At 67.8% G+C, this 26702-nt stretch carries 23 protein-coding genes and 1 pseudogene; 19 read left to right on the forward strand and 5 right to left on the reverse strand.

The genetic code is table 11. The features are described from left to right. Window positions 1-20 precede the first annotated feature (20 nt). Together ROZ37_RS00890 and ROZ37_RS00895 are read right to left on the reverse strand one after the other, a co-directional pair. The gene (locus tag ROZ37_RS00890) at window positions 21-1406 is read right to left on the reverse strand and encodes a DUF3482 domain-containing protein (protein WP_312656743.1); all 1386 of its coding nucleotides are present in this window, start codon (window positions 1404-1406) and stop codon (window positions 21-23) included. Then, on the reverse strand, window positions 1399-2817 hold the full coding sequence (locus tag ROZ37_RS00895; protein ID WP_312656745.1) for a DUF2868 domain-containing protein: 1419 nt from the start codon (window positions 2815-2817) through the stop codon (window positions 1399-1401). The genes ROZ37_RS00890 and ROZ37_RS00895 overlap by 8 nt, the downstream gene beginning before the upstream one ends. Window positions 2818-3042: 225 nt before the next feature. Here ROZ37_RS00895 and ROZ37_RS00900 point away from each other — a divergent pair, with 225 nt between their 5' ends. The 9 genes from ROZ37_RS00900 (at window position 3043) to ROZ37_RS00940 (ending at window position 11329) form a co-directional block, all read left to right on the forward strand. Beyond that, on the forward strand, window positions 3043-4851 hold the full coding sequence (locus tag ROZ37_RS00900) for a GGDEF domain-containing protein (protein WP_312656747.1): 1809 nt from the start codon (window positions 3043-3045) through the stop codon (window positions 4849-4851). Window positions 4852-5274: 423 nt separating this feature from the next. Further along, complete coding sequence (locus ROZ37_RS00905) at window positions 5275-6129, forward strand: flagellin (RefSeq protein ID WP_312656749.1); 855 nt, start codon at window positions 5275-5277, stop codon at window positions 6127-6129. A gap of 77 nt (window positions 6130-6206) precedes the next feature. Next, the gene (locus ROZ37_RS00910; RefSeq protein WP_312656752.1) at window positions 6207-6587 is read left to right on the forward strand and encodes a flagellar protein FlaG; all 381 of its coding nucleotides are present in this window, start codon (window positions 6207-6209) and stop codon (window positions 6585-6587) included. 19 nt (window positions 6588-6606) lie between these two features. After that, complete coding sequence (gene fliD, locus ROZ37_RS00915) at window positions 6607-7995, forward strand: flagellar filament capping protein FliD (protein WP_312656754.1); 1389 nt, start codon at window positions 6607-6609, stop codon at window positions 7993-7995. A 14-nt stretch (window positions 7996-8009) separates the two neighbouring features. Further along, complete coding sequence (fliS, locus tag ROZ37_RS00920; RefSeq protein WP_312656755.1) at window positions 8010-8426, forward strand: flagellar export chaperone FliS; 417 nt, start codon at window positions 8010-8012, stop codon at window positions 8424-8426. A 9-nt stretch (window positions 8427-8435) separates the two neighbouring features. Continuing rightward, complete coding sequence (locus ROZ37_RS00925) at window positions 8436-8762, forward strand: flagellar protein FliT (RefSeq protein WP_312656757.1); 327 nt, start codon at window positions 8436-8438, stop codon at window positions 8760-8762. Between the two features lie 62 nt (window positions 8763-8824). Further along, window positions 8825-10003, forward strand: a complete 1179-nt coding sequence (locus ROZ37_RS00930) for a flagellar hook-length control protein FliK (RefSeq protein ID WP_312656759.1) — start codon at window positions 8825-8827, stop codon at window positions 10001-10003. A gap of 186 nt (window positions 10004-10189) precedes the next feature. Next, entirely contained in the window at window positions 10190-10516 is a 327-nt protein-coding gene (locus ROZ37_RS00935; protein ID WP_312656760.1) for an EscU/YscU/HrcU family type III secretion system export apparatus switch protein, read from the forward strand. A 27-nt stretch (window positions 10517-10543) separates the two neighbouring features. Next, window positions 10544-11329: a flagellar brake protein gene (locus tag ROZ37_RS00940; RefSeq protein WP_312656761.1), complete on the forward strand. Its 786-nt coding sequence runs from the start codon at window positions 10544-10546 to the stop codon at window positions 11327-11329. A 3-nt stretch (window positions 11330-11332) separates the two neighbouring features. On the opposite strand, the gene ROZ37_RS00945 is transcribed toward ROZ37_RS00940, so the two are convergent. Together ROZ37_RS00945 and ROZ37_RS00950 are read right to left on the reverse strand one after the other, a co-directional pair. Further along, window positions 11333-12745, reverse strand: a complete 1413-nt coding sequence (locus tag ROZ37_RS00945; protein WP_312656763.1) for a heavy metal sensor histidine kinase — start codon at window positions 12743-12745, stop codon at window positions 11333-11335. Beyond that, window positions 12742-13422, reverse strand: a complete 681-nt coding sequence (locus tag ROZ37_RS00950) for a heavy metal response regulator transcription factor (RefSeq protein ID WP_312656765.1) — start codon at window positions 13420-13422, stop codon at window positions 12742-12744. Before ROZ37_RS00950 ends, ROZ37_RS00945 begins: the two co-directional genes overlap by 4 nt. Before the next feature lie 195 nt (window positions 13423-13617). Here ROZ37_RS00950 and ROZ37_RS00955 point away from each other — a divergent pair, with 195 nt between their 5' ends. The 10 genes and pseudogenes from ROZ37_RS00955 to ROZ37_RS01000 all read left to right on the forward strand — a co-directional run bounded on the left by ROZ37_RS00955 (window position 13618) and on the right by ROZ37_RS01000 (window position 26045). Beyond that, window positions 13618-14241 (forward strand): hypothetical protein, encoded by a 624-nt coding sequence (locus ROZ37_RS00955; protein ID WP_312656766.1) that lies wholly within the window; start codon window positions 13618-13620, stop codon window positions 14239-14241. Between the two features lie 232 nt (window positions 14242-14473). Continuing rightward, window positions 14474-14980 carry a cupredoxin family protein gene (locus ROZ37_RS00960; protein ID WP_312656767.1) on the forward strand — a complete coding sequence of 169 codons (507 nt, stop codon included), beginning with the start codon at window positions 14474-14476 and terminating at the stop codon, window positions 14978-14980. Between the two features lie 102 nt (window positions 14981-15082). Then, window positions 15083-15448, forward strand: a complete 366-nt coding sequence (locus ROZ37_RS00965; RefSeq protein ID WP_312656768.1) for a copper-binding protein — start codon at window positions 15083-15085, stop codon at window positions 15446-15448. Window positions 15449-15581: 133 nt separating this feature from the next. Next, window positions 15582-16889: a TolC family protein gene (locus ROZ37_RS00970; protein WP_312656769.1), complete on the forward strand. Its 1308-nt coding sequence runs from the start codon at window positions 15582-15584 to the stop codon at window positions 16887-16889. Then, window positions 16886-18424, forward strand: a complete 1539-nt coding sequence (locus ROZ37_RS00975) for an efflux RND transporter periplasmic adaptor subunit (RefSeq protein ID WP_312656770.1) — start codon at window positions 16886-16888, stop codon at window positions 18422-18424. Before ROZ37_RS00970 ends, ROZ37_RS00975 begins: the two co-directional genes overlap by 4 nt. Window position 18425: 1 nt before the next feature. Then, window positions 18426-21593, forward strand: a complete 3168-nt coding sequence (locus ROZ37_RS00980; RefSeq protein WP_312656772.1) for a CusA/CzcA family heavy metal efflux RND transporter — start codon at window positions 18426-18428, stop codon at window positions 21591-21593. Window positions 21594-21712: 119 nt separating this feature from the next. Further along, entirely contained in the window at window positions 21713-24208 is a 2496-nt protein-coding gene (locus ROZ37_RS00985; protein WP_312656773.1) for a heavy metal translocating P-type ATPase, read from the forward strand. A 97-nt stretch (window positions 24209-24305) separates the two neighbouring features. Continuing rightward, window positions 24306-24596: a DUF2933 domain-containing protein gene (locus ROZ37_RS00990; protein WP_312657480.1), complete on the forward strand. Its 291-nt coding sequence runs from the start codon at window positions 24306-24308 to the stop codon at window positions 24594-24596. Next, window positions 24593-25213: pseudogene (locus ROZ37_RS00995) on the forward strand (methyltransferase family protein); the annotation flags it as partial. The gene ROZ37_RS00990 and the pseudogene ROZ37_RS00995, both read left to right, overlap by 4 nt. After that, window positions 25116-26045 (forward strand): HD domain-containing phosphohydrolase, encoded by a 930-nt coding sequence (locus ROZ37_RS01000; protein WP_312656774.1) that lies wholly within the window; start codon window positions 25116-25118, stop codon window positions 26043-26045. The pseudogene ROZ37_RS00995 and the gene ROZ37_RS01000, both read left to right, overlap by 98 nt. Window positions 26046-26218: 173 nt before the next feature. Here the strand turns inward: ROZ37_RS01000 and ROZ37_RS01005 are convergent, their stop codons facing one another. Further along, on the reverse strand, window positions 26219-26554 hold the full coding sequence (locus tag ROZ37_RS01005) for a four-helix bundle copper-binding protein (protein WP_312656775.1): 336 nt from the start codon (window positions 26552-26554) through the stop codon (window positions 26219-26221). Window positions 26555-26702: the final 148 nt, after the last annotated feature.

A 26702-nucleotide genomic window follows, 5' to 3' on the forward strand; every position in this document is an offset into this window, starting at 1 on the left:
GCACCACCTCGGGCCGGCAGTCAGGCGTGGGCGGGGTCGGTCAGCAACGCGGCGAGCGTCGTGACCGCCTCGTCCCGTGCGGCGTCGCTGCGGCACGGGACTGACAGGCTCGACCATTCCGGGTGCGCCCGTGCCCGCAGCATAGGCTCGGGAATCTCGCCCTCACGCCAGCGGCTCACGTGTGGATCGACGAGTCGAATCGGGTCGTTCGCCGCATGCCCCCGCGCTTCGAGCGCTTCGAGCAGGGGGAGCTGGCGCAGCGCGAGCAGGCGCAGGATCGCGTCGTCGACGGTGAGCTCACGCTGCCCGCGCAGCGTTTCGAAGACCCTTTCGCCAAGCTGGCGTACCGCCTGCCAGCCGCCGCCTGCTAGCGCGCCGAGCGCAGCAGCCGCGCCGAGCGTCAGGCCGCCGAACATCAGATCGATGCTCACGCCGGCCGCTGCCCCGGCTGCCGCCCCGGTGCCCAGCTTCACACCCAAGGCTCGAAACGTTTCGGGGTGGAAGAGGTCGTTTTCCCAGCGACCGTCGAGCAGCGGCAGACCCGCCGCGTCGACATCGTCGGGACGGAACCGGTACAGCGCGAGCAGCGCGTCGACGCAGCGTTGTTCGCGCTGCCGCACTTGTTCGTGCAGCTCGCCGATCGCCGTCCGCATCGCCGCTTCCGGTTCGGTTGCGACGCGGATGCGCGCCGAAGCGACATCGACGAGCAGTTCGGCGATCAGCCGCAGCCCCGCCACGCGCCGCGCCTGCGCCTCGCGCTCACGGCATGCGACGAGCCGCTCCAAGGTCGGGCGATACGCATCGAGGAGGGTCGCGAGCTTTTCGTAGAGACGGCGCTCCCCGTCGCGCTCCGGCGCGACGGTATCGAAACGCACGATCGCGTGCAGCCCCAGTCGCGCGAGTGCTTCCCGCCACGACGCCTCATTGGCGCTCGCGTCGCGCACGAAGTTCAGTACCGGCAGCAGCGGAATCGCGCAGGCCGCGAGCAGCGCGAGTTCGTCTCGATGCTTCGCGAGCACCGGGTCGCGCACATCGATGACGTAGAGCGCCGCGTCGCTCGCGAGCATCTGACGCAGCACCTTCGTTTCCTGCTCGAAGCGACCGCGTGCGGCCGGCGTGTCGAGAAAGCGTTCGACGCGCGCCGTCGGGTCGGGGCGCTCGTCTTCGTCGGCGCCGATCGCGTCGAGTCGCTCGAGCAGCGCGATCGGGTCTTCGAGGCCCGGGGTGTCGTACAACTCGATGAGCGGCTCACCGTCCGCAAACAACCGCGCGCCCTCGACGTGTCGCGTCGTGCTCGGCCGGCTCGACACTTCGCCGAAGCCGGTATCGCGGATCAGCGTACGCATCAGTGACGTCTTGCCGGTGTTCGTGTGGCCGACGACCGCGATCCGCAGCACCCTAGCCATCTTCGCGCTCCCCTGCGCCGAGCCACTCGAGCGCGTGCGCCGAGTTTTCGTCGATCCGCCCGGGCGCCATGCCGATTCCACGCAGACCGTCATGCCAGTGCTGCCGCCGCTCGCCCGCGCCCGTCTGCGCCGCGCCGACGAGCAGAACGCGGCTGTCGTTCGCATGGCGCGACAGTTCGGCGACCACTTCGAGACTGCCGCGATCCGGCGACTGCCGCGCGTCGCAGGCAACGAGCAGGCGCGCCGGCGGATCGACGCGCAGCGCAGCGACGACCTTTTTCCGATCCTCGCGGCTGTCGATGACGCCGGCATCAATCGCGCCGGGCGGCAGCGGCGGCGGCCAGCCGGGCTGTCCCGCGAGTTCGAGCGCGACCAGCACCGACCGTCCCGTCGCAGCGCCGCGCCGGCCCCCGACATGCGGGCCGGGTATCCGGCCCCGGTCCGCATCGGTCACGCCGATCCGTTCGCTCGCGGGCATCAGGCGCGGCACGAGCACGGCGTAACCCGGGAGCGCAACGTCGAGACGCAGCCGCGAACGGCCGAAACGCCACAGGCCGAAGCAGACACCCGCCAGCAACAGCCGGGGAACGACGCCGTATGCGACGACACAGCCGACCAGCCACGATGACCACGCGATCCGCGCCGCCTCACCCGAAAGTGCGGCGTCCCCACTCGCGCGCACCGCATCCGCATCCGGCATCGCGAACCCGAACTGCGCGGGCAGCCAGCCGACGATCCGCACGGCCCGCACGAACACGTCCGCCGGCAAAATCGTCGTCTCCCACGCAAAGCCGTAGCGCCGCGTCGCGAGGGTCACGACCAAGCCGACCACCGCGCCCACGAGGGCCGCGAGCCACACCCCGTGGGTCACCGCACCCAGCCACCAGCGGAGCAGCCGCCGCGGACCGAGCAGGCCAACGAGCGCCTGCGTGACATCCACCGTTTCACTCGCACGCGACAAGCGCGACGACAAGGCCAGCCAGGCCCGACCGAGCAGGCCCCCCGCGTCCCGCCCGCCGACCGCGAGGCCGGCGAGCCACAACAGCAGGCTCAGCAGATGCACACCGAGCAAGCCGCCGAGCGCCCAGACGACATTCACCGCCCGCGCGCCGTCGCCGAGCACCGCCTCCGCCGCGCCAAAGCCGCTTGCCAGCGCCAGCGCGACCAGCAGCAGCGTCGCGAGCCGCGCGCGGGACGTCCACGATGCGATCGCCCCGACCAGCCCTTCGCGTTCGCCCACAAGCTGCGCGCGGCGAAGGATGCGCGACTCGGCGTCGCCACCGCCCGCCCGCGCTGCGGCGACTGCGTGGCCGTCTTCGAACGGACCGGACCGCTCCTCGCGCCGGCGCACCGCCTCGGCGAGCCAATGCGACTCGAAGGATGAAAGTCGAAGGGAATCCGGGCTATGCAAGTTCACTCCGTGGAGAAGGCAGGGCCACAGGATAGCCGGATTGGCCACGACGGCGTCCACGCGACGGCTGATGCATAATCGTGGCAGTACAAGGCGTCACAGAAAGATCACAGGTGCGCCGACGGGAGGCGGAATCCCTTGTGGTGCGCTCGGCTGTAGCGCTCCGCCGACTCGCGCCCCGACCGACTTATCGATCACCGCGAGACACCGCCGAATCTCCCCCCGATGCCCGCCCCGACCCAGCCTTCGGCAATCGCCCGTGAAGTCCTTCACCTGCTCGCTACGCGCCGCATGCCGCCGACGCCGGCGAACTTCCGCACGCTGTACCACGAAGTCGCGGAAATTCCGGACGACGAGGCCAGATTCCCCGAAAACCTCGTCCGCTCGCTCGCCGGCGAGTTGCCGCGCGACACCGTGGAGCGCATCCGTCTCGCGCGCAAGATCGATCAGGCGATCGCCGAGCGCAATCCCGACGCTGCGCAGCAGGCCCTGACGCAATACGCGAAGCAACGCCGCCTCGACGAGCCACCGGCATGGAGCGACCTCATCGCGAACCTGCTGCGCCAGTGGGAAGCGCGCCAGCTCGGCTGGACGGTCGCACGCAAGCGCGAATCACTCGAACGCGTGCTCGCGTCCGGTGACGCCGCAACGCTCCACTCCCGCCTGCAGGCAATCGTCCGCTCGTGGTCGCAGGCGCCGGCCGACCCGGAAGCCGGGACTGCGCGCGCCCCAATCCCGCCCGTCGTGCCGGCGCCCACCACACCGGCCGCCGCCGCTCCCGAAGTCCGTATCGTCGCCCCCGCCGAAGCCAGCGAGACGATCCGCGCGCTGCGCGACCTCCTGCTGCTCGCCCTCGAGTCGGTCGTCCCCGCGCTCCTTGCCGACCAGCCCGACCTCCTCGCCGACGTCGGCGCGTTCGCCTCGTCAGTCCGCCGCGCGGCCGACCCCGACGACCTCGACATCATCGGCCAGCAGTTGCGCAAGTTCGCGTACCGCCTCGAAATGCTCGCCGGCGACCGTGCCGAAGTGCACGGCGGACTGCTGTCGCTGCTGCGTCTGCTGCTCGAGAACATCGACCAGATCGTCATCGACGACCGTTGGCTGCATGGTCAGGTCGAAGTGCTGCGCGACGTCGTCGAGAAACCCGCCGACGTGCGCCGGATCGACGACGCCGAGCGCCGCCTGAAGGAAGTCATCTACAAGCAGAGCCAGCTCAAGCACAACCACTCCGAAGCTCAGCGCTCGCTGAAGGAAATGCTCGCCGGCCTCATCGACCACCTCGCTGGCTTCGCCGAAACGACGAGCACTTATCACGACCGCATCGGCGAATGCGCCGGCCGGATCGCACAGGCGCGTGACATCGGCGAAATCGGCGACGTGCTGAACGAAGTCATGCGCGAAACACTCGCACTGCGCGACGAGGCGCGCCGCTCCCGCGACGAGCTGCACACCACTCGCGAACGCGCGCGCGAAGCCGAAGCGCGGATGGCGCAACTGCAGCAGGAACTCGACGAAAGCAGCCGCCTCGTGCGTCACGACCAGCTCACCGCCGTGCTGAACCGCCGCGGGTTCGAAGAAATCTTCGACAAGGAAGCCGCGTGGGCACGCCGCCACCGCAGTCCGCTGAGCGTCGCGCTGCTCGACGTCGACAATTTCAAGCAGATCAACGACGCCTGGGGGCATCGGACGGGCGACGGCGCGCTGGTTCATCTCTCCGGCATCGTGCGCAAGAACCTCCGCCCGCAGGACACCCTCGCGCGTTACGGCGGCGAGGAATTCGTGCTCCTATACCCCGAAACAAACCTCGACGGCGCAGCCCAGGCGCTGATTCGGCTGCAGCGGGAACTCACGCGAGAGTTGTTCCTGTTCAACGAGAACCGCATCCTCATCACCTTCAGCGCAGGCGTCACCGAATGGGGCGAGGACGAATCGGTTGACCAGGTTCTCGAACGGGCCGACCGGGCGATGTACGACGCGAAGCAGTCGGGCAAGAACAAGGTGGTGACGGCGCGGCCTGGGAACGCCGCCAGCTGACTTCGCCCCAGTATCGAAGCGTGCCGACGGGCTCCGGCGAGAGCGGCTTTTTTTGGCGGTGCAATCGACACTGAGGCATATCCCCCCGCAAGTGCGATTTGTTCGCCATCGACGACTTTCCCATGAGCGCCCACAGCCGAGCGGCGCCCACAGCCCCAACAACCCGTCGTCACAACTTCCAAAAAATCCGACCTCGCCGGCGCCGGTGAGTACGTCGAACGGTGTCGATACTGTCTCCGTCCAGTCCGTCGGCAGCATGCTCGGCGCCCCAAAGCCCAGCGAAAAAGCCGCGCACTAATTTGCTTAAAGTTTGGCGGAGGCTCTCCGTTAATGGATTCAACGGCACAGAAATCGCCCCGACGGAAATGCAATCAGGGCACGACGCCGGGATAACGGAAGTCCATTCTCTCTAGGAGAACCATCATGGCAATGACCATCAACACCAACGCCGCCTCCCTTAATGCTCAGCGGAATCTGACCACCTCCCAGGGCTCGCTCGCAACGACGCTGCAGCGCCTGTCCTCCGGCCTTCGTGTCAACAGCGCAAAGGACGACGCCGCCGGCCTCGCGATCGCCGAACGCATGAACGCACAGGTCAAGGGCATGAACGTCGCGATCCGTAATGCCAATGACGGCATTTCGCTGGCTCAGACGGCTGAGGGCGCGCTCGGCAAGATCGGAGAGAATCTCCAGCGTATGCGCGAACTGGGCGTCCAAGCCGCGAACGACACCAACAGTCCTGATGACCGTCTGGCTTTGGATGCAGAATACAAGCAGCTCGCAGAAGAAAATGCTCGTGTTATCGCTAACACTAAGTTCAATAATCAAGCGTTGCTTAAAGCAGGCTCCTTCCAGTTCCAAGTTGGAGCCAACACCACCGCCGACAACCAAATTACGATCGCGACCTCAGACGTAGCAACAGCGATAGGAGTTAACACTCAAGACGTCGACGCGACCACCGACGCGGCCACCACCGCCACCTTGGGCGCGGACGCTACGAGTGCCCTTGCCATCGTTGATGACATTGACGCTGCCCTGACTAAAATCAATTCCCTCCGATCCGACTTCGGTGCCGTTCAAAACCGCTTCGATGCTGTGATCGGCAACCTGCAAGTGTCCGTCGAGAACCAGTCCGCCGCCCGCGGTCGCATCATGGACGCGGACTTCGCCGCGGAAACCGCGAACCTGTCGCGCACCCAGATCCTGCAGCAGGCCGGCACCGCGATGCTCGCCCAGGCCAACTCGCTGCCGCAAAACGTGCTCTCGTTGCTCCGCTAAGCTTAAGTCGATCTGACCCGCAACACCGGCGCGGCGCATGAAAATGCCCCGCGCCGTTAGTCCACCAGGGGGATATTATGTCGATCCAGTCCGTGCCCTTGTCACCGCCCGTCGTTGCGTCGTCCGCGGCACGGACGACCGACCACGTCACACCTCAAACCGCCGGACCGATCGCCGCCACTGGCAGACTGCGCAACGTCCCGGCAGAAACATCAGCGGCCGCCGGGGCACCGTCCAGCGAAGATGTCCTCAAGGCGCTCGATGAGGTGCGTGAGGCAGTCAAACCGGTGGCCCAAAGTCTGCACTTCTCGCTCGACCAAGATACCGGACGCACCGTGGTCAAGGTCATCGATACGGAAACGAACGAGATGATCCGGCAGATTCCGTCGGAAGACATACTTAAGATCGCGCACGCGATCGACAAGTTGCAGGGGCTGCTGATCAAGCAGCACGCCTGAGCGCCTCAGGAAATCCATCATGGCGATCAGCGCACCCGGAGTCGGTTCCGGCCTGGATATCAAGAGCATCATCAGTCAGTTGATGGCCGCCGAGCGCGAGCCGCTCAATCGGCTGCAAACCCAGCAGACGAGTTTCCAGGCGCGGCTGTCAGCTTACGGTCAAATCAAGAGCGCGCTGTCGAAGCTCCAGGACGCAGCAACAGCGCTGACTACCTCATCGACCTTCTCGGCAACTACCGCCAAGGTTTCGGACGCTGCCGCGTTTATGGCGACGTCCTCCGCATCGGCCGTTCCGGGCATCTACGCGGTGCAGGTGGATACGCTCGCGCGCACACAGCGGGTCGCGACAAGCGCGACGACGACACCGTCCGTGTCTCCCGGCAGCCTGACAATCACGTTCGGGAGCTACGATGGCAGTGGCAACTTCACCTCCGACGGCGCATCGCCCAAGACCGTCACGCTTACCGCGGGGAGCACGCTCGCCGAACTGAGCGATGCGATCAACGCCGCGAAAACCGGAGTCACGGCGCGAGTCATCAACAACGGCACCACGGACCAACTCGTTCTCACGGGAGACCAGACCGGCGCGGCAAAGGCCTTCCAAGTCTCAGGCACTGGCGGCCTCACCGGTTTCAGCTTCGACGCCGGCAATCCCGGCGGCAGTTCACTCACCTCGATTCAGGCCGCAAAAGATGCAAGGTTGACCATCGACGGCATTGCGGTGACGCGCAGCACCAACACGGTAACCGATGTAATCGAAGGGGTGGCGCTGGCGCTTACGAAGGAGGCGTCGTCTACCGAGCTCACCGTCGCTCGCAACGACGACGTGGCCGACAAGGCGATCAACGACTTCGCCACGGCGTACAACGAACTCAACAAGCTCTTGCGCGATCAATCGGCGTTCAATGCCGAGACGAAAAAGGCGGGTACGCTGAACGGCGACTCGGTGGTGCGATCGATCCAGAACCAATTGCGGAGCGTCTTTCAGAAACCGCTGTCCGACCTGACGGGAGCGAAGGCGCTGTCCGATATCGGTCTGTCGTTCAAGACCGATGGCAGCCTGTCGATTGACAAGACGAAGCTCACCGCCGCGCTCGCGGATCCGACGACGAACGTTGCCGAGCTTTTCGCCGGCAACGGTACGGTCAAGGGCTACGCGAAGCTGCTCGGCGATACGGTCACGGACATGCTCGACGCCGACGGACTGGTGGACTCTCGCACCGACGGCATCAACCGCTCGATAAAGGCGCTGGATGCGAGACGGGATGCGATCGAGTTCCGGCTGGAGCGCATCGAGGCGCGCTACGTCGCGCAGTTCACCGCTCTCGATTCGATGATGGCCAGCATGAACCAGACGAGCAGTTTTCTAACCCAGCAGCTCGCCAACCTGCCGACGATCGGACAGTAATCAGGAGAACGACCATGTTCGGCTCATTTTCGACCAACCGCGCGTCCGCGTATTCGCAGGTCGGCGTGGAAACCGGCGTGACGACAGCAGATCCGCACAAATTAATCCTGATGCTGTTCGACGGCGCGATTCTGTCGATCGCGACGGCGACGGCGGCGATGGACAGGAGGGACATTCCCACGAAAGGTTGGGCGATCTCGAAGGCGATCGAGATCATCATGAACGGCCTGAAGGCGAGCCTCGACGAGAACGCAGGCGGCGAACTCGCAGCGCGGCTTTCGGCGCTGTACGACTACATGAGCGAGCGGCTGCTGTACGCGAATCTGCACAACAGCCGGCCGGCGCTCGACGAGGTGAGCGGTCTGCTGCATGGATTGCGGGAAGCCTGGGAAGGCATCGCGCCGGCAGCTCGTGCGACCGCAGTGGCGTAAGGGACCGGCATGAACGCACTTTCGCTGTTCGAGTCGATGGCGACAACCTCGGCAAACATGCTCGGCGCCGCCCGCGCGAACGACTGGGACCGGTTGGCGACGCTGGAGCGCGAGGTGGCGGCTTTGCGCGACGAGCTGATGCGCATCGAACCGAACGGCCGGCAATCCGAAGCGCTCGGCGAGGGCGAGCAGTTGCGGAAGGCGGCGCTCGTCGCGCAGATGCTCGACAACGACCGCGAGATCCGCCGCCATGTCGAGCCGTGGCTCGCGAGCACGCGCAAGCTGCTTTCGGGATCGTCCCGCGAGCGCGCGGTTCGCGCCGCCTACGGTCCCTGATTCAAAAAAAACGGCGACACGCGGTCGCCCTTCGGGGGACACGAGACGGAGCACGCTGACCGATGATCCCGTCCGATCTCGCCGCCCGCCTGCGGATGCTGACCGAGGCGAGCTTCTTCGACAGCGAACCGCCGGTCAGCGGCACGGCGCGTGTCCGCGAGATCCAGGCACGCCTTCCGCAACTCCTGCCCGGCGAGCGTTTCACCGCGACGCTGACCCGCCCGCTGCCGGACGGCACGTTTCAGGCGATTGTCGCCGGCAAGTCCTATACCCTCGCGCTGAACACGTCTGCGAAGGCCGGCGACACGCTCGAACTCGTCGTCGTGCGCAACACGGCAAAGGCGATCGTTGCGCAGCGCGCGGCGGTGGCGCCGGGCTCGACTGGCGATTCCGACGCAAGCGACGCTGGCGTCAAACCGAATCTCAGCGCGACCGGGCGTTTGATCGGCTACCTGCTCACCGGGCAGCCGCCATCGCGCCCGGCCTCGCTCGCCGGCGGCGTGCCGCTGCTCCATGTGGCGCCGACGCCAGGTGCCGCGGCAACGCTCGCGCCGGCGCTGCGACAGGCGCTCGCACGCAGCGGCCTGTTCTACGAATCGCACCAGTTGCAATGGCTCGCGGGGAAACGGGATGCAGCCTCGCTGAGGCTCGAACCGCAGGGGCAGCTGCAGATGCCCGCCGTCTCGCCGGGCGCGACCAGCGGCACTCCCGCTTCGGGCACTCCCTTCGCAGGCGCCGCGACACCCGGTTCCGCGCCCGGGCTTTCCGGCACGTCTGCCCATACCGCCGCCGACCCGTCATCGCCCTCACCCGGCAACGAAGCCCGCGGCGCCGCTATCGACAACCTTCCCCGTCCGTTCGCGATTCCCGAGCGACTGATGCCGATCGTGCAGCAGCAACTCGACGCAATGGGGACGCAGCACTACGTCTGGCAGGGCCAAGCGTGGCCCGGTCAGGACATCGAGTGGGAGATCGACGACCCGGGCGGTCGCGAACAGTCGCCGGGCGACGAGAGCACGTCACGCTGGACCACCCGGCTGCGCCTCACGCTGCCGCAACTCGGCGCGGTCGAAGCGCAGCTCGTGCTGTCGCCCGCGGGCGTCGCGATGCGGCTCGTCACGGACGACGCTTCGTCCGCGACGCAACTGCGAACCGCACGCGAGCGGCTCGACGGCGCGCTCGCAGCGGCAAACGTCCCGCTGATCGGCTTCACGGTCGAGCACGGTCATGACGACAACTGACTTGTGCAACGATGCGCTGCGACCCGATCGGATCGCGACCGCACTTCGCCGCACGGCTTCAGGAGACGTCCCGGTGAGGGAATTCATGGCGGCTTGCACGGCAAAAGACGTGCGAAACGGCGTGCGAACGCTCGGCTCATGCTGCGGTAAAAATGCCCCCGATCGACGCCGCGGCGGAACACGACCATGACAACGAATGACACGTCGAACGGCGCTCGCGGCGAAGCGGTTGCGTTGACCTACGCGAGCGGCGACGGGGCGCCCCGCGTCGTCGCGAAGGGCCGCGGCCTCGTCGCGCGCGAAATCGTCGAACGAGCGCGCGAAGCCGGAGTTTTCGTCCACGAGTCACCCGAACTCGTCGCGCTGCTGATGCAGGTGGACCTCGACGACCGCATTCCGCCTGAACTCTACGTCGCGATCGCCGAACTTCTCGCGTGGCTCTACAGCGTCGAAACCCGCGGCGGCAGCGAGCGCAAACCCGCACTGCCGCCGCCCCCGCCGACCATGCTATAACCCGCGTTTCGAATTATTTCAGTCAACATGACCGACGATCACGCAGAAAGCGGCAACGGCGCGCCGCTCGACCCGGAGACGTTCGCCCGCTTCGCGGTGCGCGACGCGAGGGAAATCGTTCAACTGATGCACGCGCTCATCGAGAAGCGCCCGTTGCTCGACGCGCAAGTTGCCGCGGGTCCGTCGTTCCTGACCGTGGTGCTGGGCGTGACGCCGCCGAGCGCTTCAGCGGGCGGCAGCGTCCTGATCGACGCGCCGTCCGATGAGGCCGTCACCGCGCAACTCGGCGGTGCGACCGATGTGGCGTGCATGACGCGCCTCGACAACGTCCGCGTGCAGTTCTCACTCGGCGCGCTCAGCCACGCGGAGCATGAAGGCCGCGCCGCGCTGCAGGCGCCGCTGCCCGACAGCGTGCTGCGACTGCAGCGGCGCGAATTCTTCCGGCTGCAGACGCCGCACAGCGGTGCACCGGTGTGCGCGATCACGGTCGACGGACCGGGCGGAAAGAAGACGGTGTCGGTGCGCATTCTCGACATCAGCGGTGGCGGCCTCGCAATCCTGGTGCCGCCGAAAGAACTCGACTTCGCGCCGGGCCGCGAGTTTGCGGACTGCCTGCTGATGCTCGCGGACGGCTCGCCGCTGCCGGTCCGGCTGATCGTGCGCAACCTGTTCGAAGTCGAACGGCCGAACGGCGTCAAGGTCCTCCGCGCCGGCTGCGAGTTTGCTGGCCAGACGACGGCGGGCAGCGCCCGCATCCAGCGCTACATCTTCAAGATCGAGCGCGATCGCAAGGCGCGCGAGTCCGGCTACTGACGCTCAGGCCGCTTCGGCGCTCGCTCCGCGAACGGGAAGGCGGATCGTGAAGGTCGTGACGCCGTCGCGCGATGTCACGGCGATGGCGCCGCCGTGCGTCTCGACGATCGAGCGGACGATCGCGAGCCCGAGCCCCGCGCCCTCCCCGCGCCGCTGACGGTCCGCCCCGACGCGGTGAAAGCGCTCAAAGATCCGCTCGGTCTGATCCGGCGGCAAGGTTTCACCGCAGTTCGTGACGGCGAGCAGCGCTTGGTCACCGTCGGTCGAAATTCCGACCTCGATGGCGCTCGCGGGCACTGCGTGGCGAAGCGCGTTCGACAGCAGGTTCGCGAGCGCGCGCCGTAGCATCAGCCGGTCGCCCACCACCGTCGCTTCGCCGGCCACCGTGATCCGCAGCCTGCGCTCGTCGGCGAGCGCCTCGTAGAACTCCGCTAGCGCACGCGCCTCGTCGGCGAGCACGACCGGTTCCCCGTCGCGCGGCAATCGGCCCTTCTCGGCCTTCGCGAGGAACAGCATGTCGCCGACCATGCGTGCGATCCGTTCGTATTCCTCGAGGTTCGACGCGAGCACGTCGCGGTATTCGTCCACGGAGCGCGAGCGCGACAGGGCGACTTCGGTCTGCGTCATCAGGTTCGAGATCGGCGTGCGCAACTCGTGCGCGAGGTCGGCCGAGAAATCCGACAGTCGGGCGAACGCCGACTCCAGCCGGTCGAACATGCCATTGAGCGCGTCGACGAGTTCGCGCACTTCCGCCGGCGCCGCTTCGTCGGCGAGCCGCTCGCCGAGGCGGTCCGCCGACAGCCTGCGAGCGGTCGCCGTCACGTGTCGCAGCGGTGCCAGCCCCTTGTGGGCGACGCCCCATCCGAGCAGCGCGGCCACCAGCGCCGCGAACGAAATGCCGATCCACAGCCGCGCCCGCATCTTGTCGAGAAAATGCGCGTGGTGCGAGATGTCGAGCGCGACGAGCGCGCTCACTTCCCGTTGCGTGCCGTCGGATCCGGTGACCCGAAAATCCGCTTCACGGCCGACGAAGTGCCGGCCGTCCTGCACCCACGTCGCCGGCGCGCCGACCAGCGGGGCGCCGGCGAGCAGGCGAGCGTCGAACGACTGCGGCCGGATCGCGTGGAACACGACGCCGTCGGCATCGCGCAACAGCAGCGCGACGCCGTCGTGGCCGACGAAGGCATCGTCGAGCCGCTGCGGCAGCGCGGCCCGCGCCGATGGAGAGTCGGCGCGCTGCAGCAGGTTGCCGACGAGCGCGAGCTTGCCGGCGAGTTCATGCGCGTCGAGCTCGCCGAAATGCGCCTCGACCGCCCGACTCATGACGACGCCGACGACGACGAGCAGGCTCGCGGTCATCAGCGCGAAGAGCAGCGCGAGCCGCGCGGTCAGCGACAGTGATGCGGGAAGCTTCACGTCGGCTCCGGCAGTTCAAGCACGTAGCCCATGCCGCGCACGGTGCGGATCAGCTTCGGCTCAAACGCGTCGTCGACCTTCGCCCGCAGTCGCCGCACCGCGACTTCGATGACGTTCGTGTCGCTGTCGAAATTCATGTCCCACACCTGCGACGCGATCAACGAACGCGGCAGCACCTCACCCTGTCGGCGCAACAGCAGTTCGAGCAGCGCGAATTCCTTCGCCGTCAGGTCGACCTTCACTCCCGCACGCACCACGCGCCGCCGCAGCAGATCGAGCTCGAGGTCGGCCGCCTTCAGCGTCTCGGGCTCCTTCGCCTTGCCCCGGCGCAGGAGCGTGCGCACCCGCGCGAGCAGTTCCGAGAACGCGAACGGCTTCACGAGGTAGTCATCGGCGCCGAGTTCGAGCCCGCGGACGCGGTCCTCGACCTGGTCGCGCGCAGTCAGAAACAGCACCGGCATCTCGCGCCCGCTGCGGCGCACGGTCTGCAGCACGCCCCAGCCGTCGAGCGACGGCAGCATCACGTCGAGCACGATGAGTTCGTACTCGCCGTTGAGCGCGAGATGCAGCCCGTCGAGCCCGTCGCGAGCGAGGTCGACGACGAAGCCCGCCTCGGCGAGCCCCTGGCGCAGGTAGTCTCCGGTTTTCGGTTCGTCCTCGACGATCAGGATCTTCATCGCTTGCCACCTCCTTGCACGGCGACTGGATCGCCCCGTGCCGCGAACATTTTCGCGCGGGATGTCGTCGCCGGTCGCGAGATTACAAAGATGTAATCGTCTCGTCAGCTTGCTGACGGGCTGACAGTCGCACGATCCCGGCTGACGCCGCACCCGCCGGCGCTTTCGCATGGCCTTTCGCTGAAGGAGACGACGATGAAACCAATCCGCGCTTCACGCCTCATGCTCGCCCTCGCTTTTGCGGGCGCGTCGTTCGCCGCGTCCGCGCAAACCGGTGACCAGGACCACGGCGCGCATCATCCGGACGCCACCACCGCAGCACCGGCGACACAGGCGCCCCCGTCCCGACCCAACACCGCCGCACCGGTCCCGCCCGCGCGCGCGACGTCCAGACCGAGCCCGAACATGGCGCCCGGGGCGATGCCTCCCGCGTACAGCGTCCCTGCACTGCAGCAGCGCATGAAGTCGATCCGCGACGAGAAGGACCCTGCGCACCGGCTCGCGCTGATCGAAGAGCAGATCCGTGCGCTCGAGGCGGCGACTCAGGCCGCCTCGGCGGAGTGCCCGATGCGCGGAGGCATGATGCAGGGCGGAATGATGCACGGGGGAATGATGCCGGGGAGCGGGCAGGCGGGCGCACCGATGGACGGTGCCCGGCCGATGCCGCCCTCCAAGCCGGGGACCGCCACCGCCCCGATGACGCCTCCGGGGCCCGAAATGATGCGCGAGCACATGCGGATGATGGAACGCCACATGAACATGATGGAGCAGATGATGCGGATGCACGGGCAGATGCATCCCGAGCCGGCAGCGCGCTGACCCCCGCGCGATCCGACGGCGCTGCCCGGCTCGCTGGCCCTACAGCGCAATCTCCGGGGCGAGGCGGAGCCGGCGGGGACGCCGTCGCTCCGACGATTCGCCTGAGCGGGCGACGATGCATAGGCTGGCCGCGCTCCAGTCGGCGCCGCTGCAGAAGAATCAGCCGGGGCACGGACGGCCCGGCACGCCGTCAAGCTCGCGTACAACCTTCCCTTCAAACTCGTAACCACAGATGAACTCTCGAAGACGATTTCTCTCCGGCCTTCTGCTCTCGGCCGGTTCGCTGCTCTCCGGCGCGGTGCGCGCCCACAATGGGGAAAAACATCCCGGCCCGAAGGCGGCAACGGTCGAGCGCATCCAGCAGCCGTGGGGCATCGCAGGCGATCCGGCGCAGGCCACGCGCACGATCCCGATCACGATGAGCGACGACATGCGCTTCACGCCGGACCGCATCGACGTGCGCGTCGGCGAGACGGTGCGGTTCGTCTATCGCAACGTGGGGAAAGTCCTGCACGAGATGGTGCTCGGCACGAAAGCGACGCTCGACGAACACGCCGATCTGATGAAGAAGTTTCCCGGCATGGAGCACGACGAGCCCTGGATGGCGCACGTCGCGCCCGGCGGCCGCGGCGAGATCGTCTGGACCTTCAACCGGCCGGGCGAATTCGATTTCGCGTGCCTGATTCCGGGTCATTACGACGCCGGGATGGTCGGGCGCATCGTCGTTGCCGAAAGCTGACACCCGCGGGCGAAGTTGACGAAAATGTAATCGTTCGGTCAGCTTGCGGTCGGGAGACTTTCCCCATACTTCGTTGCAAACCATTTCCACCGAGGATCGAACATGCCCCTTCTCCGCTCCCTCGCTGCGCTGGTCGCAGCTGGCACTCTCGCCCACGCACCCGCGTTCGCGGCCGATCCGCATTCGAACGAACACGGCGGACACACGATGCCGATGGCCGCGACGGCTGCCACGGGTGCTCCCGCAACGCCGGCCGACGGCACCGTGAAGAAAGTCGACAAGACCGCCGGCAAGATCACGATCAGCCACGGTCCGCTCGAAAGCCTCGGGATGCCGGCTATGACCATGGCGTTCCGCGTCGCCGACGCGGCGATGCTCGATCAGGTCCAGGCGGGCGACAAGATCCGCTTCGTCGCGGAGCGGGTTGACGGCGTCTTCACCGTCACGAAGCTCGAGGTCGCGAAGTAACCGCGCGGGCGGGCTCGCGCCAAAGCGCGGCCCGCCCCTCGCGACGCGAACCGAACCGGCACGGCGTCGTCCCTCCGATCTCACCTCGACCTCCCCTCCACCTCACTTCCACCTCACCCGGGCGCTCTCTCCGATGAAAACGCTCCTCGCCGGTCTGCGTTCCCTGCGTGCGGCCGCCCGCCTCGTCGTGCTCGCAGCGAGCCTTGCGCCCGTGTTCGGACACGCCCAATCGTCCGTCCCCGTCGAGCCGCCGACGCTCGGGGCCGACGTCGTCGGCCTGCTCGCCCACGCTCGCACGAACAACCCTTCATTCGCCGCCGACCGCGCGGAAGCCGCAGCCGCGCGCGAACGCGTCGGCTCGGCCGGCGCCCTGCCCGACCCGAACTTCCAGGTCGAGCTGATGGACTTCACGAACAGGATGCGCGGCGGCGGCACCTCGGTAATCCCGGGCGAAGTCGGCGAAACGCGCTACCGCGTCATCCAGCCGCTACCCGGCTGGGGTAAGCGCGAACTCGACGAACGTGCGGCCGGCGCCCGGGCCGACCAGGCCGGCGCGACGCGCGACGCGGCATGGCTGTCACTGGCAGCGGACATCAAGGCCGCGTGGCTGCGCTACTACGCCGCCGATCGCGAAGCGGTGCTGAACCGCGACGCGCTCACGCTCCTGCAAGGCCTCGAAGAGATCACGCTGTCGCGCTACCGGCTCGGATTGCTGCCGCAGCAGGCGGTGCTGCGCGCGCAGCGCGAGATCACGTCACAGCGCCTCGCGCTCGTCGCGGTCGAGCAGCGCCGGCGCAGCACTGTGGCCGCACTCAACGGCATCCTCGCCCGCTCGCCCGACGCGCCGCTCGCCGCGCCGCAAGACCCTCTGCCGTTGCCGCCTGGCCTCGTCCTCGCCGACCTCGCGGATCGGGCGCGCGGCGCGAACCCGGCGATCGCCGCCGAGACGCACGGCCTCGCCGCCGCGCAAATCGAGCGCGATCGCACCTGGCGCGACCGCTACCCCGATTTCAGCGTCGGCCTGACGAACAACCGCCCGCGCGGCGAAGATCAGTCCTGGGACCTGATGTTCGAAGTGACGATCCCGCTGCAGCAGTCGGCGCGTCGCGCCCGCGAGCGTGAGGCCGTACTGATGGTGTCGGCAGCCGACGCCAAGCGCGCAGCGGCCGAGTCGCGGCTGCTCGGCGAACTCGGCACTGCCTACGCGGCGTTCACAAGCGGGCGCGAGACGCTGCAGCTGCTGCAGGGAACGCTGCGCCCGCAAGCCGAAGCGACGCGCGATGCGACGCGCGCCGCGTTCTCGACCGGCCGCGTCGACTTCGACGCCGTTCTCGAAGCCGAGCGTCAGCTCGTCGATACCCGCATGGCGACACTGACTGCCGAAGTCGAAACGCGCCTCGCACTCGCCGAAATCGAAAAACTTGCTGGAGAAATGCAGTGAAGCCCGCGGCTCAACTATCCCTCGCGGCGGTGGCCGTCGCGCTCGCGCTCGGCGCCGGTTACTGGGCCGGAAGCCGTGGCGGCGCAGCCGACGCCACGGATTCCGCTCCTGCTCCCGCCGCCACGGCCGACACCGGCAGCGAACGTCAGATCCTCTATTACCGCAACCCGATGGGCCTGCCCGACACGTCGCCGGTGCCCAAGAAGGACTCGATGGGGATGGACTACATCCCGGTCTACGCGGACGACAAACCGGACGACGCGGGCGCCGTCGCCGTGAGCCCGGCGCGCGTGCAGACGCTCGGCGTGCGCACGGCCGCCGCCGAACTGCGCGTCATCGACACCACGGTGCGCGCCGCCGGCCGCATCGAGCTCAACGAGCGCGCGGTCGTCGATGTCGCGCCCCGCTTCGAGGGCTGGATCGAGCGGCTACACGTCAACGCGGTCGGCGACCCGGTGCGGCGCGGCCAGCCGCTCTTCACGGTCTACAGTCCCGAGCTGCAGTCGGCGGGCGAGGAGCTGCGCATCGCCGAGCGGCTCGCGCGCAGCGCGGCCGGCAGCGACCCGGCTGCGGCGGAAGCGGCGACGCGCCTCGCGGACGCAACCCGCGCGCGGCTGCAGAACTGGCAGGTCGGCGCACCGCGCAACGGCGAAATCCGCGAACGGCAAACCTTCCATTCGCCGACGAACGGCATCGTGCTCGAGAAGAACGCGGTCCAGGGCGCGCGCTTCGAGCCGGGCATGGCGGTGTACCGTATCGCCGACCTGTCGAAAGTGTGGGTGATCGCAGACATCTTCGAACGCGATCTCGCGCGCGTGCGCGTCGGCCAGCCGGCGAGCGTGACGCTGGATGCATTCCCGGATCGACACTTCGAAGCGAAGGTCGCTTACGTCTATCCCACGCTGAACGTCGAGACGCGCAGCACGCAGATCCGGCTCGAACTCGACAACCGCGACGGCGTGCTACGCCCCGGGATGTTCGCGCACGTCGAACTCGCGCCTGCGTCCGCGAAGCCGGCCGTCGCAGTGCCAGCATCCGCGATCATCGACGACGGCGTGCGGCAGGTCGTGCTGATCGCACTAGACGAAGGCCGTTTCAAGCCGCAGCCGGTGCGCATCGGGCAGCGCGGCACGGAATACGTCGAAATCACCGAAGGCATCGCCGCGGGCGACCGCGTCGTCGTCTCGGCGAACTTCCTGATCGACTCGGAAAGCCAGCTGAAGGCGGCGCTGTCAAACCTCACCGATGCCGGCTCGGCTGCGGGCGACGCCGCCGGAGCGACGATCTACGAAGCCGAAGGCACTTTCGACGCACACGACCCCGCGACGCAGACCGTCACGCTGACGCACGGCGACGTCCCCGCGCTGCAGTGGCCGGCAATGACGATGGATTTCGGCTTGGCGTCGAACGACGTCGTCGCCGGGCTCGCTCCGGGCGCGAAGGTGCGCTTCGAATTCCGTGCCGGCGAGCCGGGAGAATTCGTCGTGACGCGCATCGAGCGCGCTACGGGCGCGGCCGGCCACGGAGGCCACTGACATGCTCGATCGTCTGATCGACTGGTCCGCGAAGAACGTCTTCATCGTCCTGCTCGCGACGCTGTTTCTCGTCGGCGGCGGGCTGTACGCGATCAAGCACACGCCGCTCGACGCGCTGCCGGACCTCTCCGACGTACAGGTGATCGTATTCACCGATTTCCCCGGCCAGGCGCCGCAGGTCGTCGAGGACCAGGTCACCTACCCGCTGACGACCTCGATGCTCGCGGTGCCGCGCGCGAAGGTCGTGCGCGGCTTCTCGATGTTCGGAGCGTCCTACGTCTACGTGATCTTCGAGGACGGCACCGACATCTACTGGGCGCGCTCGCGCGTGCTCGAATACCTGTCGTCGGCCGCCGGGCGGCTGCCGGCGGGCGTCGCACCGCAGATCGGGCCGGATGCGACCGGTGTCGGCTGGGTGTATCAGTACGCGGTCACCGGCAAGAACCTTTCGCTTGCCGAGACGCGGAGCCTGCAGGACTGGTACATCCGCTACCAGCTGACGAAAGCCAGCGGCGTCTCCGAGGTCGCGAGTGTCGGCGGCTTCGTGCGCGAGTACCAGGTCACGGTCGATCCGCATCGGCTCGCGACCTTCGGCATCGCGCTCGACGACGTCACGCGCGTGATCCGCGAATCGAACCGCGACGTCGGCGGCCGCGTCGTCGAGATGGCCGAGAAGGAATACATGGTGCGCGGCCGCGGCTACCTCCGCGGCGTCGACGACATCGCGAATCTGGTGCTGAAGAGCGAAGGCGGCACGCCGGTGCGCGTCGCCGACATCGGCCGCGTCGAGCTTGTGCCGGCCGAGCGGCGCGGCATCGCGGAGCTGAATGGCGAAGGCGAAGTCGCCTCCGGCATCGTGATGGCGCGTTTCGGCCAGAACGCGCTCGACGTCATCGCGAACGTCAAGGCGAAGATCGCCGAGATCGCCCCCGGCCTGCCCGAAGGCGCCGAGATCGTGCCGGTCTACGACCGCTCGACCCTGATCGAGCGCGCGATCGCGAACCTCAAATGGACGCTGTTCGAAGAGAGCCTGATCGTCGCGGTGGTCTGCGTCGTCTTCCTGCTGCACGTCCGCAGCGCGCTGGTCGCGATCATCACGCTGCCGCTGGGCATCATGATCGCGTTCATTGCGATGCGCTCACTCGGGCTCGGCTCGAACATCATGAGCCTCGGGGGCATCGCAATCGCGATCGGCGCGATGGTCGACGCGGCGATCGTGATGATCGAGAACGCGCACAAACGCCTCGAACATCTGCCCGACAACGCGACGCAGGCCGAGCGCGGGGCGACGATCATCCACGCGTGCAAGGAAGTGGGGCCGGCGCTGTTCTTCTCGCTCTTGATCATCACGGTGTCGTTCCTCCCCGTCTTCACGCTCGAAGGGCAGGAAGGCCGGATGTTCTCGCCGCTCGCGTTCACGAAAACCTTTGCGATGGCCGGCGCCGCACTGCTGTCGGTGACGCTCGTGCCGGTGCTGATGCTGTTCTTCGTGCGCGGCCGCATCATGCCGGAGGCAAAGAATCCGGTTAACTGCTTCCTGATCTGGATCTACCGGCCGATCATCCGCGGCGTGATGCGCCACAAGGGACTGACGCTCGCGGCTGCGGCCGTCGCGATGGCGGTGACGATCATCCCAGCGCGCCAGCTCGGCTCGGAGTTCATGCCGACGCTGAACGAAGGCACACTGTTCTACATGCCGGCGGCGCTGCCCGGGATGTCGGTCACCGAAGCCGGGCGCCTGCTCGCGACGACGAACCGCATCATCAAAACCTTCCCCGAGGTCGAGTCGGTGTATGGCAAGGCCGGACGCGCGCTGTCCGCAACCGACCCTGCGCCGCTCGAAATGTTCGAGACGGTCATCAACCTGAAGCCGCAATCCGAATGGCGTGCGGGCATGACGACCGACGCACTGATCGCCGAGATGGACGCGGCGCTGAAATTCCCGGGCGTCGCGAACTCGTGGACGATGCCGATCAAGGCCCGCCTCGACATGCTGTCGACCGGCATCCGCACGCCGATCGGCGTGAAGGTGTTCGGCAAGGACCTGGACACGATCGAGCAGGTCGCGAAACAGGTCGAGGCCGCCGTGCGCAACCTGCCTGGCGCGACGAGCGCGTACGCCGAGCGCGTCAACGGCGGCTATTACGTCGACATCGTGCCGCGCCGCGACCAGCTCGCGCGCTACGGCCTGACCGTCAACGCGCTGCAGGAAGTCGTCGCGACCGCCCTCGGCGGCGACATGGTGACGACGGCGATCGAAGGACTGGAACGCTACAACGTCACCGTGCGTTACCCGCGCGGGCTGCGCGGGGATCCACATCGCATCGCGGCCGAAGTCTACGTGCCGACGACGAGCGGCCCGATCCCGCTCGGCCAGCTCGCGGATGTGCGCCTCGCGCGCGGCTCGCCCGGCATCCGCACCGAGAATGCGCTGCTCGCCGCGTACGTGTATGTCGACACGCGCGAGGCCGACCTCGGCGCCTTCGTGCGGCGCGCGCAGCAGGCGGTCGCCGAGCAGGTCGAGTTTCCGCCGGGCTACTACGCGACGTGGAGCGGCCAGTTCGAATACATGGAGCGCGCGAAGGAGAAGATGAAGATCGTGCTGCCGCTGACGCTCGGGCTGATCTTCGTGCTGCTGTACCTCAACTTCCGGCGCATCACCGAGACGCTGATCGTGATGCTGTCGGTGCCATTCGCGCTCGTCGGCGGCGTGTGGCTGATGTGGTGGCTCGGCTACCAGATGAGCGTCGCGGTCGCGGTCGGCTTCATCGCCCTCGCGGGCGTCGCCGCCGAGACCGGCGTCGTCATGCTGATCTACCTCGACCACGCGTGGCAGGCGATCCGCGCGAAGCGACTCGCGGAAGGCCGCGAGGCGACGGTTGCCGATCTCTATGAAGCGATCATGGAAGGTGCGGTCGAGCGGGTGCGGCCGAAGATGATGACGGTCGTCGCGATCATGGCGGGCCTGTTGCCGATCATGTGGGGAACCGGCACCGGCTCGGAAGTCATGAGCCGCATCGCCGCGCCGATGGTCGGCGGAATGATCTCGTCGACGGTGCTGACCCTCGGCGTCATTCCGGCGATCTACGCGCTCGCAAAGCAGTGGGAGATGCGCCGCGCGAGCCGCGCCCCGGTGCCCGAACCTGTCGCGGCGGTGACGGAAATGTAATCTCGCGGTCAGGATACCGTCGAGCGTCACGGACTATGCTTGAGTCGTAGCCCGATTCCCACCTGCGGGCTCCGGCGACCGGGGCCGCAGGGGGAACGAACCGATTTCGGAGGTCCCGGATGCTCGACACCAATCACCGTCACGGCGCGCACGGCGCATACCACCACGCGCCCGACTCGGCCTCGACCGACCGCGACCCTGTTTGCGGCATGGCCGTCGCGGCCGATTCGCCGCACGCCGTCGAACACGACGGGCGGAGTTATCGCTTCTGCAGCGTAAAGTGCCTCGACAAGTTCGCGGCCGATCCCGCACGCTACCTGCCGGCGAGGGCCGACGACGTGTTGAAGGACCCGGTCTGCGGCATAACGGTGGAAGCCGACTCGCCGCACGTCGCGACACATGAGGGGCGCAAATTCCGCTTCTGTAGCGCAAAGTGCCACGACAAATTCGTCGCCGACCCGGCCCGCTACCTGCAGCCGCCCCCGCCGGCCCCGACGGAAGCGACCGCCGCACCCGACACCGAATACACCTGCCCGATGCACCCCGAAGTCCGACAGATCGGGCCGGGAACGTGCCCGAAATGCGGCATGGCACTCGAGCCGGTCATGCCCGGCGCCGAAGAGGGCGAAAACCCTGAGCTCGCCGATTTCCGCCGGCGCTTCTGGTGGACGCTGCCGCTCACGATCATCGTCACCGTCATCGCGATGTCGGGCGGCGCGTTCGACCGGCTCCTCGGGCCGGCGCGCGCGTGGGTGGAACTGGTGCTCGCGACGCCGGTCGTGCTGTGGGCCGGCTGGCCGTTCTTCGTCCGCGGCGTGCAGTCGATCATCAACCGCAGCCCCAACATGTGGACCTTGATCGGTACGGGCACCGGGGCGGCTTACGTGTACAGCGTGGCCGCGACGGTCGCGCCCGAGCTCTTCCCGGAGTCGTTCCGCATGGGCGGGCAGGTCGGCGTGTACTTCGAGGCGGCGGCGGTGATCATCTCGCTGACGCTGCTCGGGCAGGTCCTCGAACTGAAGGCGCGGTCCGAGACCGGCGCCGCGATCCGCGCGCTGCTCGGCCTCGCGCCGAAGACGGCGCGGCGCATCCGCGACGACGGAACCGAGGAGGACATTCCGCTGACGCACGTCCATCCCGGCGACCGGCTGCGCGTGCGGCCCGGCGAGAAGGTGCCGGTCGATGGCGCGGTCGTCGACGGCGAGAGCGCGGTCGATGAATCGATGCTGACCGGCGAGCCGATGCCGGTGACGAAACGCTCCGGCGACAAGCTGATCGGCGCGACGCTGAACACGAGCGGCGCGCTCGTAATGGTTGCCGAGAAGATCGGTTCGCAGACGGTGCTGTCGCAGATCGTGCAGATGGTCGCGCAGGCGCAGCGCTCGCGCGCACCGATGCAGCGGATGGCCGACCACGTCGCGGGGTACTTCGTCGTCGGCGTCGTCTCGATCGCGCTCGTGACGCTCTTCGCGTGGGGCTTCTTCGGCCCGCAACCGAGCTGGGCCCACGGCCTCATCAACGCCGTCGCGGTGCTGATCATCGCTTGCCCGTGCGCGCTCGGGCTCGCAACACCGATGTCGGTGATGGTTGCGACCGGCAAGGCGGCGACGAGCGGCGTGCTGTTCCGCGACGCGGCCGCGATCGAAATGATGCGCCAAGTCGACACGCTGATCGTCGACAAGACCGGCACGCTCACCGAAGGCAGGCCGGCGTTCCACAGCGTGGTGGCCGCCCCGGGATGGACCGAGGCCGAAGTGCTGCGCGCCGCCGCGAGCCTCGACCAGGGCAGCGAACACCCGCTCGCGCACGCGATCGTCGCGGAGGCGAAGAAGCAGAATCTGGCGCTTTCGGCCGCCGACACTTTCGAATCCTCTTCGGGGATCGGGGTGCGCGGACGCGTCGAGGGACACAGCCTCGCGCTCGGGAACACCGCGCTTATGGACGACGAAGGCGTCGACTGGCGATCGCTCGAAGCGGACGCGGAATCGTTGCGCGCAGAAGGCGCGAGCGTGATGTTGCTCGCCGTCAATGGCCGCATCGCCGGGCTGCTCGCGGTGTCCGATCCGATCAAGGCGTCGACGCCTGACGCCCTCGAGGCGCTGCGCGCGAGCGGCATGCGCATCGTGATGGCGACCGGCGACGGACACACGACCGCACGCGCGGTCGGCCGTCGGCTCGGCATCGACGAAGTGCACGGCGAGGTGAAGCCGAAGGACAAGGACGATCTCGTCGCGAAGCTGCAGGCCGAAGGCCACGTCGTCGCAATGGCCGGCGACGGCATCAATGACGCCCCGGCGCTCGCCCGGGCCAACGTCGGCGTCGCGATGGGCACCGGCACCGACGTCGCGATGAGCAGCGCCCATCTGACCCTCGTCAAGGGCGACCTGCGCGGCATCGCGACGGCGCGCGCGCTGTCGGTCGCGACCGTGCGCAACATGCGCCAGAACCTGATGTTCGCGTTCCTCTACAACGCGCTCGGCGTCCCGATCGCCGCCGGGGTGCTGTACCCCGCGTTCGGCCTGCTGCTGTCGCCGATGATCGCGGCGCTCGCGATGAGCTTCAGCTCGGCGTCGGTGGTCGGCAATGCGCTGCGGCTGCGCCGGGTGCAAATCTGAGCCTCGAAGGGAGAACGGCATGACACACCGACTCGAACATGGACTGAACGAGCGGGCGCGAAGCGAGCCGGGACGACATGACGCCCCGCGCGAGAGCATGCGTGGGGCTCCCTTGCCGAAGATCGCGACGAGCGAGCACTCGGGCATTCCGACGGGCGGGGCCGACCCGCGGCGCTCCCCGTTGCGCGGGAAATGGGTCTTCGCCGGCTTTCTCGTGCTTGCGCTGCTGCTGCTCACCACCGAGCACCGCGCGCACCTCCTTGGCGTCCTCCCGTGGCTGCTGCTGCTCGCGTGCCCGCTGATGCATCTGGTCATGCACGGTGGCCACGGCCATCACCACGGACACGGATCCAGCGCGAGCAAGGACACGACAGGAGACGAGAATTGAACGACGCGCCCGCCTACGGCCTGTGGTCGCTGGTGATCCTCAACTCGCTGTTCTTCATCGTGTTCGCATTCAGCTTCGCGAAACCGCAAAGCAAGCGCGACTGGCGGTCGCTCGGCGCTTATTCGGCCTTCATCGTCGCGCTATTTACCGAGATGTACGGCTTTCCGCTGACGATCTATCTGCTGTCCGGATGGTTGTCATCGCGCTTTCCGGAGGTCGATTTCCTTTCGCACGACGCCGGGCATCTGCTCGAAATGATCTTCGGATGGCGCTCGAACCCGCATTTCGGCCCGTTCCACCTGCTCAGCACCGCGCTCATCGTCGCGGGCTTCTGGCTCCTCGCGCGAGCGTGGCCGGTGCTGTATGTCGCACAGCGCGAACATCGCCTTGCGCAGACCGGCCCTTACGCGTCGGTCCGTCACCCGCAATACATCGCGTTCGTGCTCGTGATGTTCGGCTTCCTGCTGCAATGGCCGACGCTGATCACGCTCGCGATGTTTCCGGTGCTGCTCGTCGTCTATGCACGGCTCGCGCGGCAGGAAGAGCGCGACGCCCTCGCGGTCTTCGGCGACGAGTACCGCCGCTATTCGGAGCGGACGCCGCGGTTCCTGCCGCGATTCGGCGGCGGGAAATGCGCCGGCTCTAGCTGCAGCGCTGCGGGAGGAAAGAACAGTGGGCGATACGAATGTTGCAGGACCGCATTGCAGCTGCTGCGATGCGCCGCTCGGAGGGCCGCTTCGGTCGCGGGAGGATCCGCTGTGCGAACGGTGCTTCCTGAGGCGGACGCCGGGAATCGAGACCCTCGCTGGCGAACCGGACGAATCGTTCGTCGAGCTGCTCGCCGAGACACTGGACCTGCGTGAACACGAGGTCGGCCTGCACTCGCGGCGTGTCGCTTGCCACACGCTCGTCCTCGCGCGCCGCTTCTCGGGCGACGAGCGTCGGCTGCGTCAGATCTACTGGGGCGCGTTGCTGCACGACCTCGGCAAGATCGGGGTCCCGGACCGCGTGCTGCTCAAGCAGGGCCCGCTCGATGACTCCGAGTGGGCGGTGATGCGCCGTCATCCTGACGACGGCTACGCGCTCGTCCGCAGGCTGCCGGGCATGAGCGAGGCGGCCGAGATCGTCCGTAGCCACGAGGAATGCTTCGACGGCAGCGGCTATCCGCGAGGTCTCGCCGGCGAGCAGATCCCGTTCGGCGCGCGGCTTTTCGCGGTCATCGACACCCTGGACGCCATGACGTCCGACCGTCCGTATCGCTCCGCGCTGCCGTTCGACGACGCGCGCGCCGAGATTGTCCGCGCAGCGGGCACGCAGTTCGACCCTGTCGCCGTCGACGCCCTCCTCGCCGAGGAAGCCACGCTGCGACGGATGGTGGAGATCAAATGCAATGAAGGGGAACTCATCGCTACCCCCGCGCACTTTCGTGCCTTCCCGGCGGGCGCATAAGCACTGCCCGGGACGATGAACTCCCCGGACAGCGGGCCGGGGCGACCGCGCTGGAGACGAGTTCGAAATGCCTGCGTGCCCCGTCCCCCGGGGCGCATCCGGGGGACGACCGGAACGGACGGCCGGGCGCCCTCGGGTCGACCGGGGCATTGAACCGCCGCTGCGGCGACCGCTTACGCGGTGCCCGACATCCGGCGGCACTCCTCGGCGCAGCGGCGGCACGCCTGCGCGCATTCCTGGCAATGCGCGTGCTGGTGCTTCGCGCACTCCGCGCCGCACGCCTCGCAGACGTCGGCGCACAAGCCGCAGACCTGCTTCGCAAACGCGCTTCCGCGCGCCATGTATCCGGCAGCGAGCCGGCAAATCGCCGCGCAGTCGATGTCGAGCGCGATGCAGCGCCCCATCATCTTGACGTCGGCCTCCTGCAGACACGCGGTCGAGCAGTGGTCGCATGCGTCCGCGCACGCATTGCAGGCGTCGACGCAGGATTTGAATTGTTGATGAGCCATGATCCACCTCCAGGTGTTCGGCGGCTGCCGCGTCCGCGGCAGCCCGAATACGAAAGACGGCTAGGACGCCGTCGGCAGAATGGGGACGGATTCGGCTTTAGGGCGCGAGAGTTCTTCACGCCACCGCTTCCGGGTGATGCGCCGCTCG

The organism is Aromatoleum sp. (assembly GCF_032027225.1).
Lineage (GTDB): Bacteria > Pseudomonadota > Gammaproteobacteria > Burkholderiales > Rhodocyclaceae > Aromatoleum.

Excerpts from the sequence above, each read along its gene's own strand:
- ROZ37_RS00890 (WP_312656743.1), bottom strand. The coding sequence starts at position 1,406 with ATGGCTAGGGTGCTGCGGATCGCGGTCGTCGGCCACACGAACACCGGC.
- ROZ37_RS00900 (WP_312656747.1), top strand. The coding sequence starts at position 3,043 with ATGCCCGCCCCGACCCAGCCTTCGGCAATCGCCCGTGAAGTCCTTCAC.
- ROZ37_RS00905 (WP_312656749.1), top strand. The coding sequence starts at position 5,275 with ATGGCAATGACCATCAACACCAACGCCGCCTCCCTTAATGCTCAGCGG.
- ROZ37_RS00910 (WP_312656752.1), top strand. The coding sequence starts at position 6,207 with ATGTCGATCCAGTCCGTGCCCTTGTCACCGCCCGTCGTTGCGTCGTCC.
- fliD (WP_312656754.1), top strand. The coding sequence starts at position 6,607 with ATGGCGATCAGCGCACCCGGAGTCGGTTCCGGCCTGGATATCAAGAGC.
- fliS (WP_312656755.1), top strand. The coding sequence starts at position 8,010 with ATGTTCGGCTCATTTTCGACCAACCGCGCGTCCGCGTATTCGCAGGTC.
- ROZ37_RS00925 (WP_312656757.1), top strand. The coding sequence starts at position 8,436 with ATGAACGCACTTTCGCTGTTCGAGTCGATGGCGACAACCTCGGCAAAC.
- ROZ37_RS00930 (WP_312656759.1), top strand. The coding sequence starts at position 8,825 with ATGATCCCGTCCGATCTCGCCGCCCGCCTGCGGATGCTGACCGAGGCG.
- ROZ37_RS00935 (WP_312656760.1), top strand. The coding sequence starts at position 10,190 with ATGACAACGAATGACACGTCGAACGGCGCTCGCGGCGAAGCGGTTGCG.
- ROZ37_RS00940 (WP_312656761.1), top strand. The coding sequence starts at position 10,544 with ATGACCGACGATCACGCAGAAAGCGGCAACGGCGCGCCGCTCGACCCG.
- ROZ37_RS00950 (WP_312656765.1), bottom strand. The coding sequence starts at position 13,422 with ATGAAGATCCTGATCGTCGAGGACGAACCGAAAACCGGAGACTACCTG.
- ROZ37_RS00955 (WP_312656766.1), top strand. The coding sequence starts at position 13,618 with ATGAAACCAATCCGCGCTTCACGCCTCATGCTCGCCCTCGCTTTTGCG.
- ROZ37_RS00960 (WP_312656767.1), top strand. The coding sequence starts at position 14,474 with ATGAACTCTCGAAGACGATTTCTCTCCGGCCTTCTGCTCTCGGCCGGT.
- ROZ37_RS00965 (WP_312656768.1), top strand. The coding sequence starts at position 15,083 with ATGCCCCTTCTCCGCTCCCTCGCTGCGCTGGTCGCAGCTGGCACTCTC.
- ROZ37_RS00970 (WP_312656769.1), top strand. The coding sequence starts at position 15,582 with ATGAAAACGCTCCTCGCCGGTCTGCGTTCCCTGCGTGCGGCCGCCCGC.
- ROZ37_RS00980 (WP_312656772.1), top strand. The coding sequence starts at position 18,426 with ATGCTCGATCGTCTGATCGACTGGTCCGCGAAGAACGTCTTCATCGTC.
- ROZ37_RS00985 (WP_312656773.1), top strand. The coding sequence starts at position 21,713 with ATGCTCGACACCAATCACCGTCACGGCGCGCACGGCGCATACCACCAC.
- ROZ37_RS00990 (WP_312657480.1), top strand. The coding sequence starts at position 24,306 with ATGCGTGGGGCTCCCTTGCCGAAGATCGCGACGAGCGAGCACTCGGGC.
- ROZ37_RS01000 (WP_312656774.1), top strand. The coding sequence starts at position 25,116 with ATGCACGGCTCGCGCGGCAGGAAGAGCGCGACGCCCTCGCGGTCTTCG.
- ROZ37_RS01005 (WP_312656775.1), bottom strand. The coding sequence starts at position 26,554 with ATGGCTCATCAACAATTCAAATCCTGCGTCGACGCCTGCAATGCGTGC.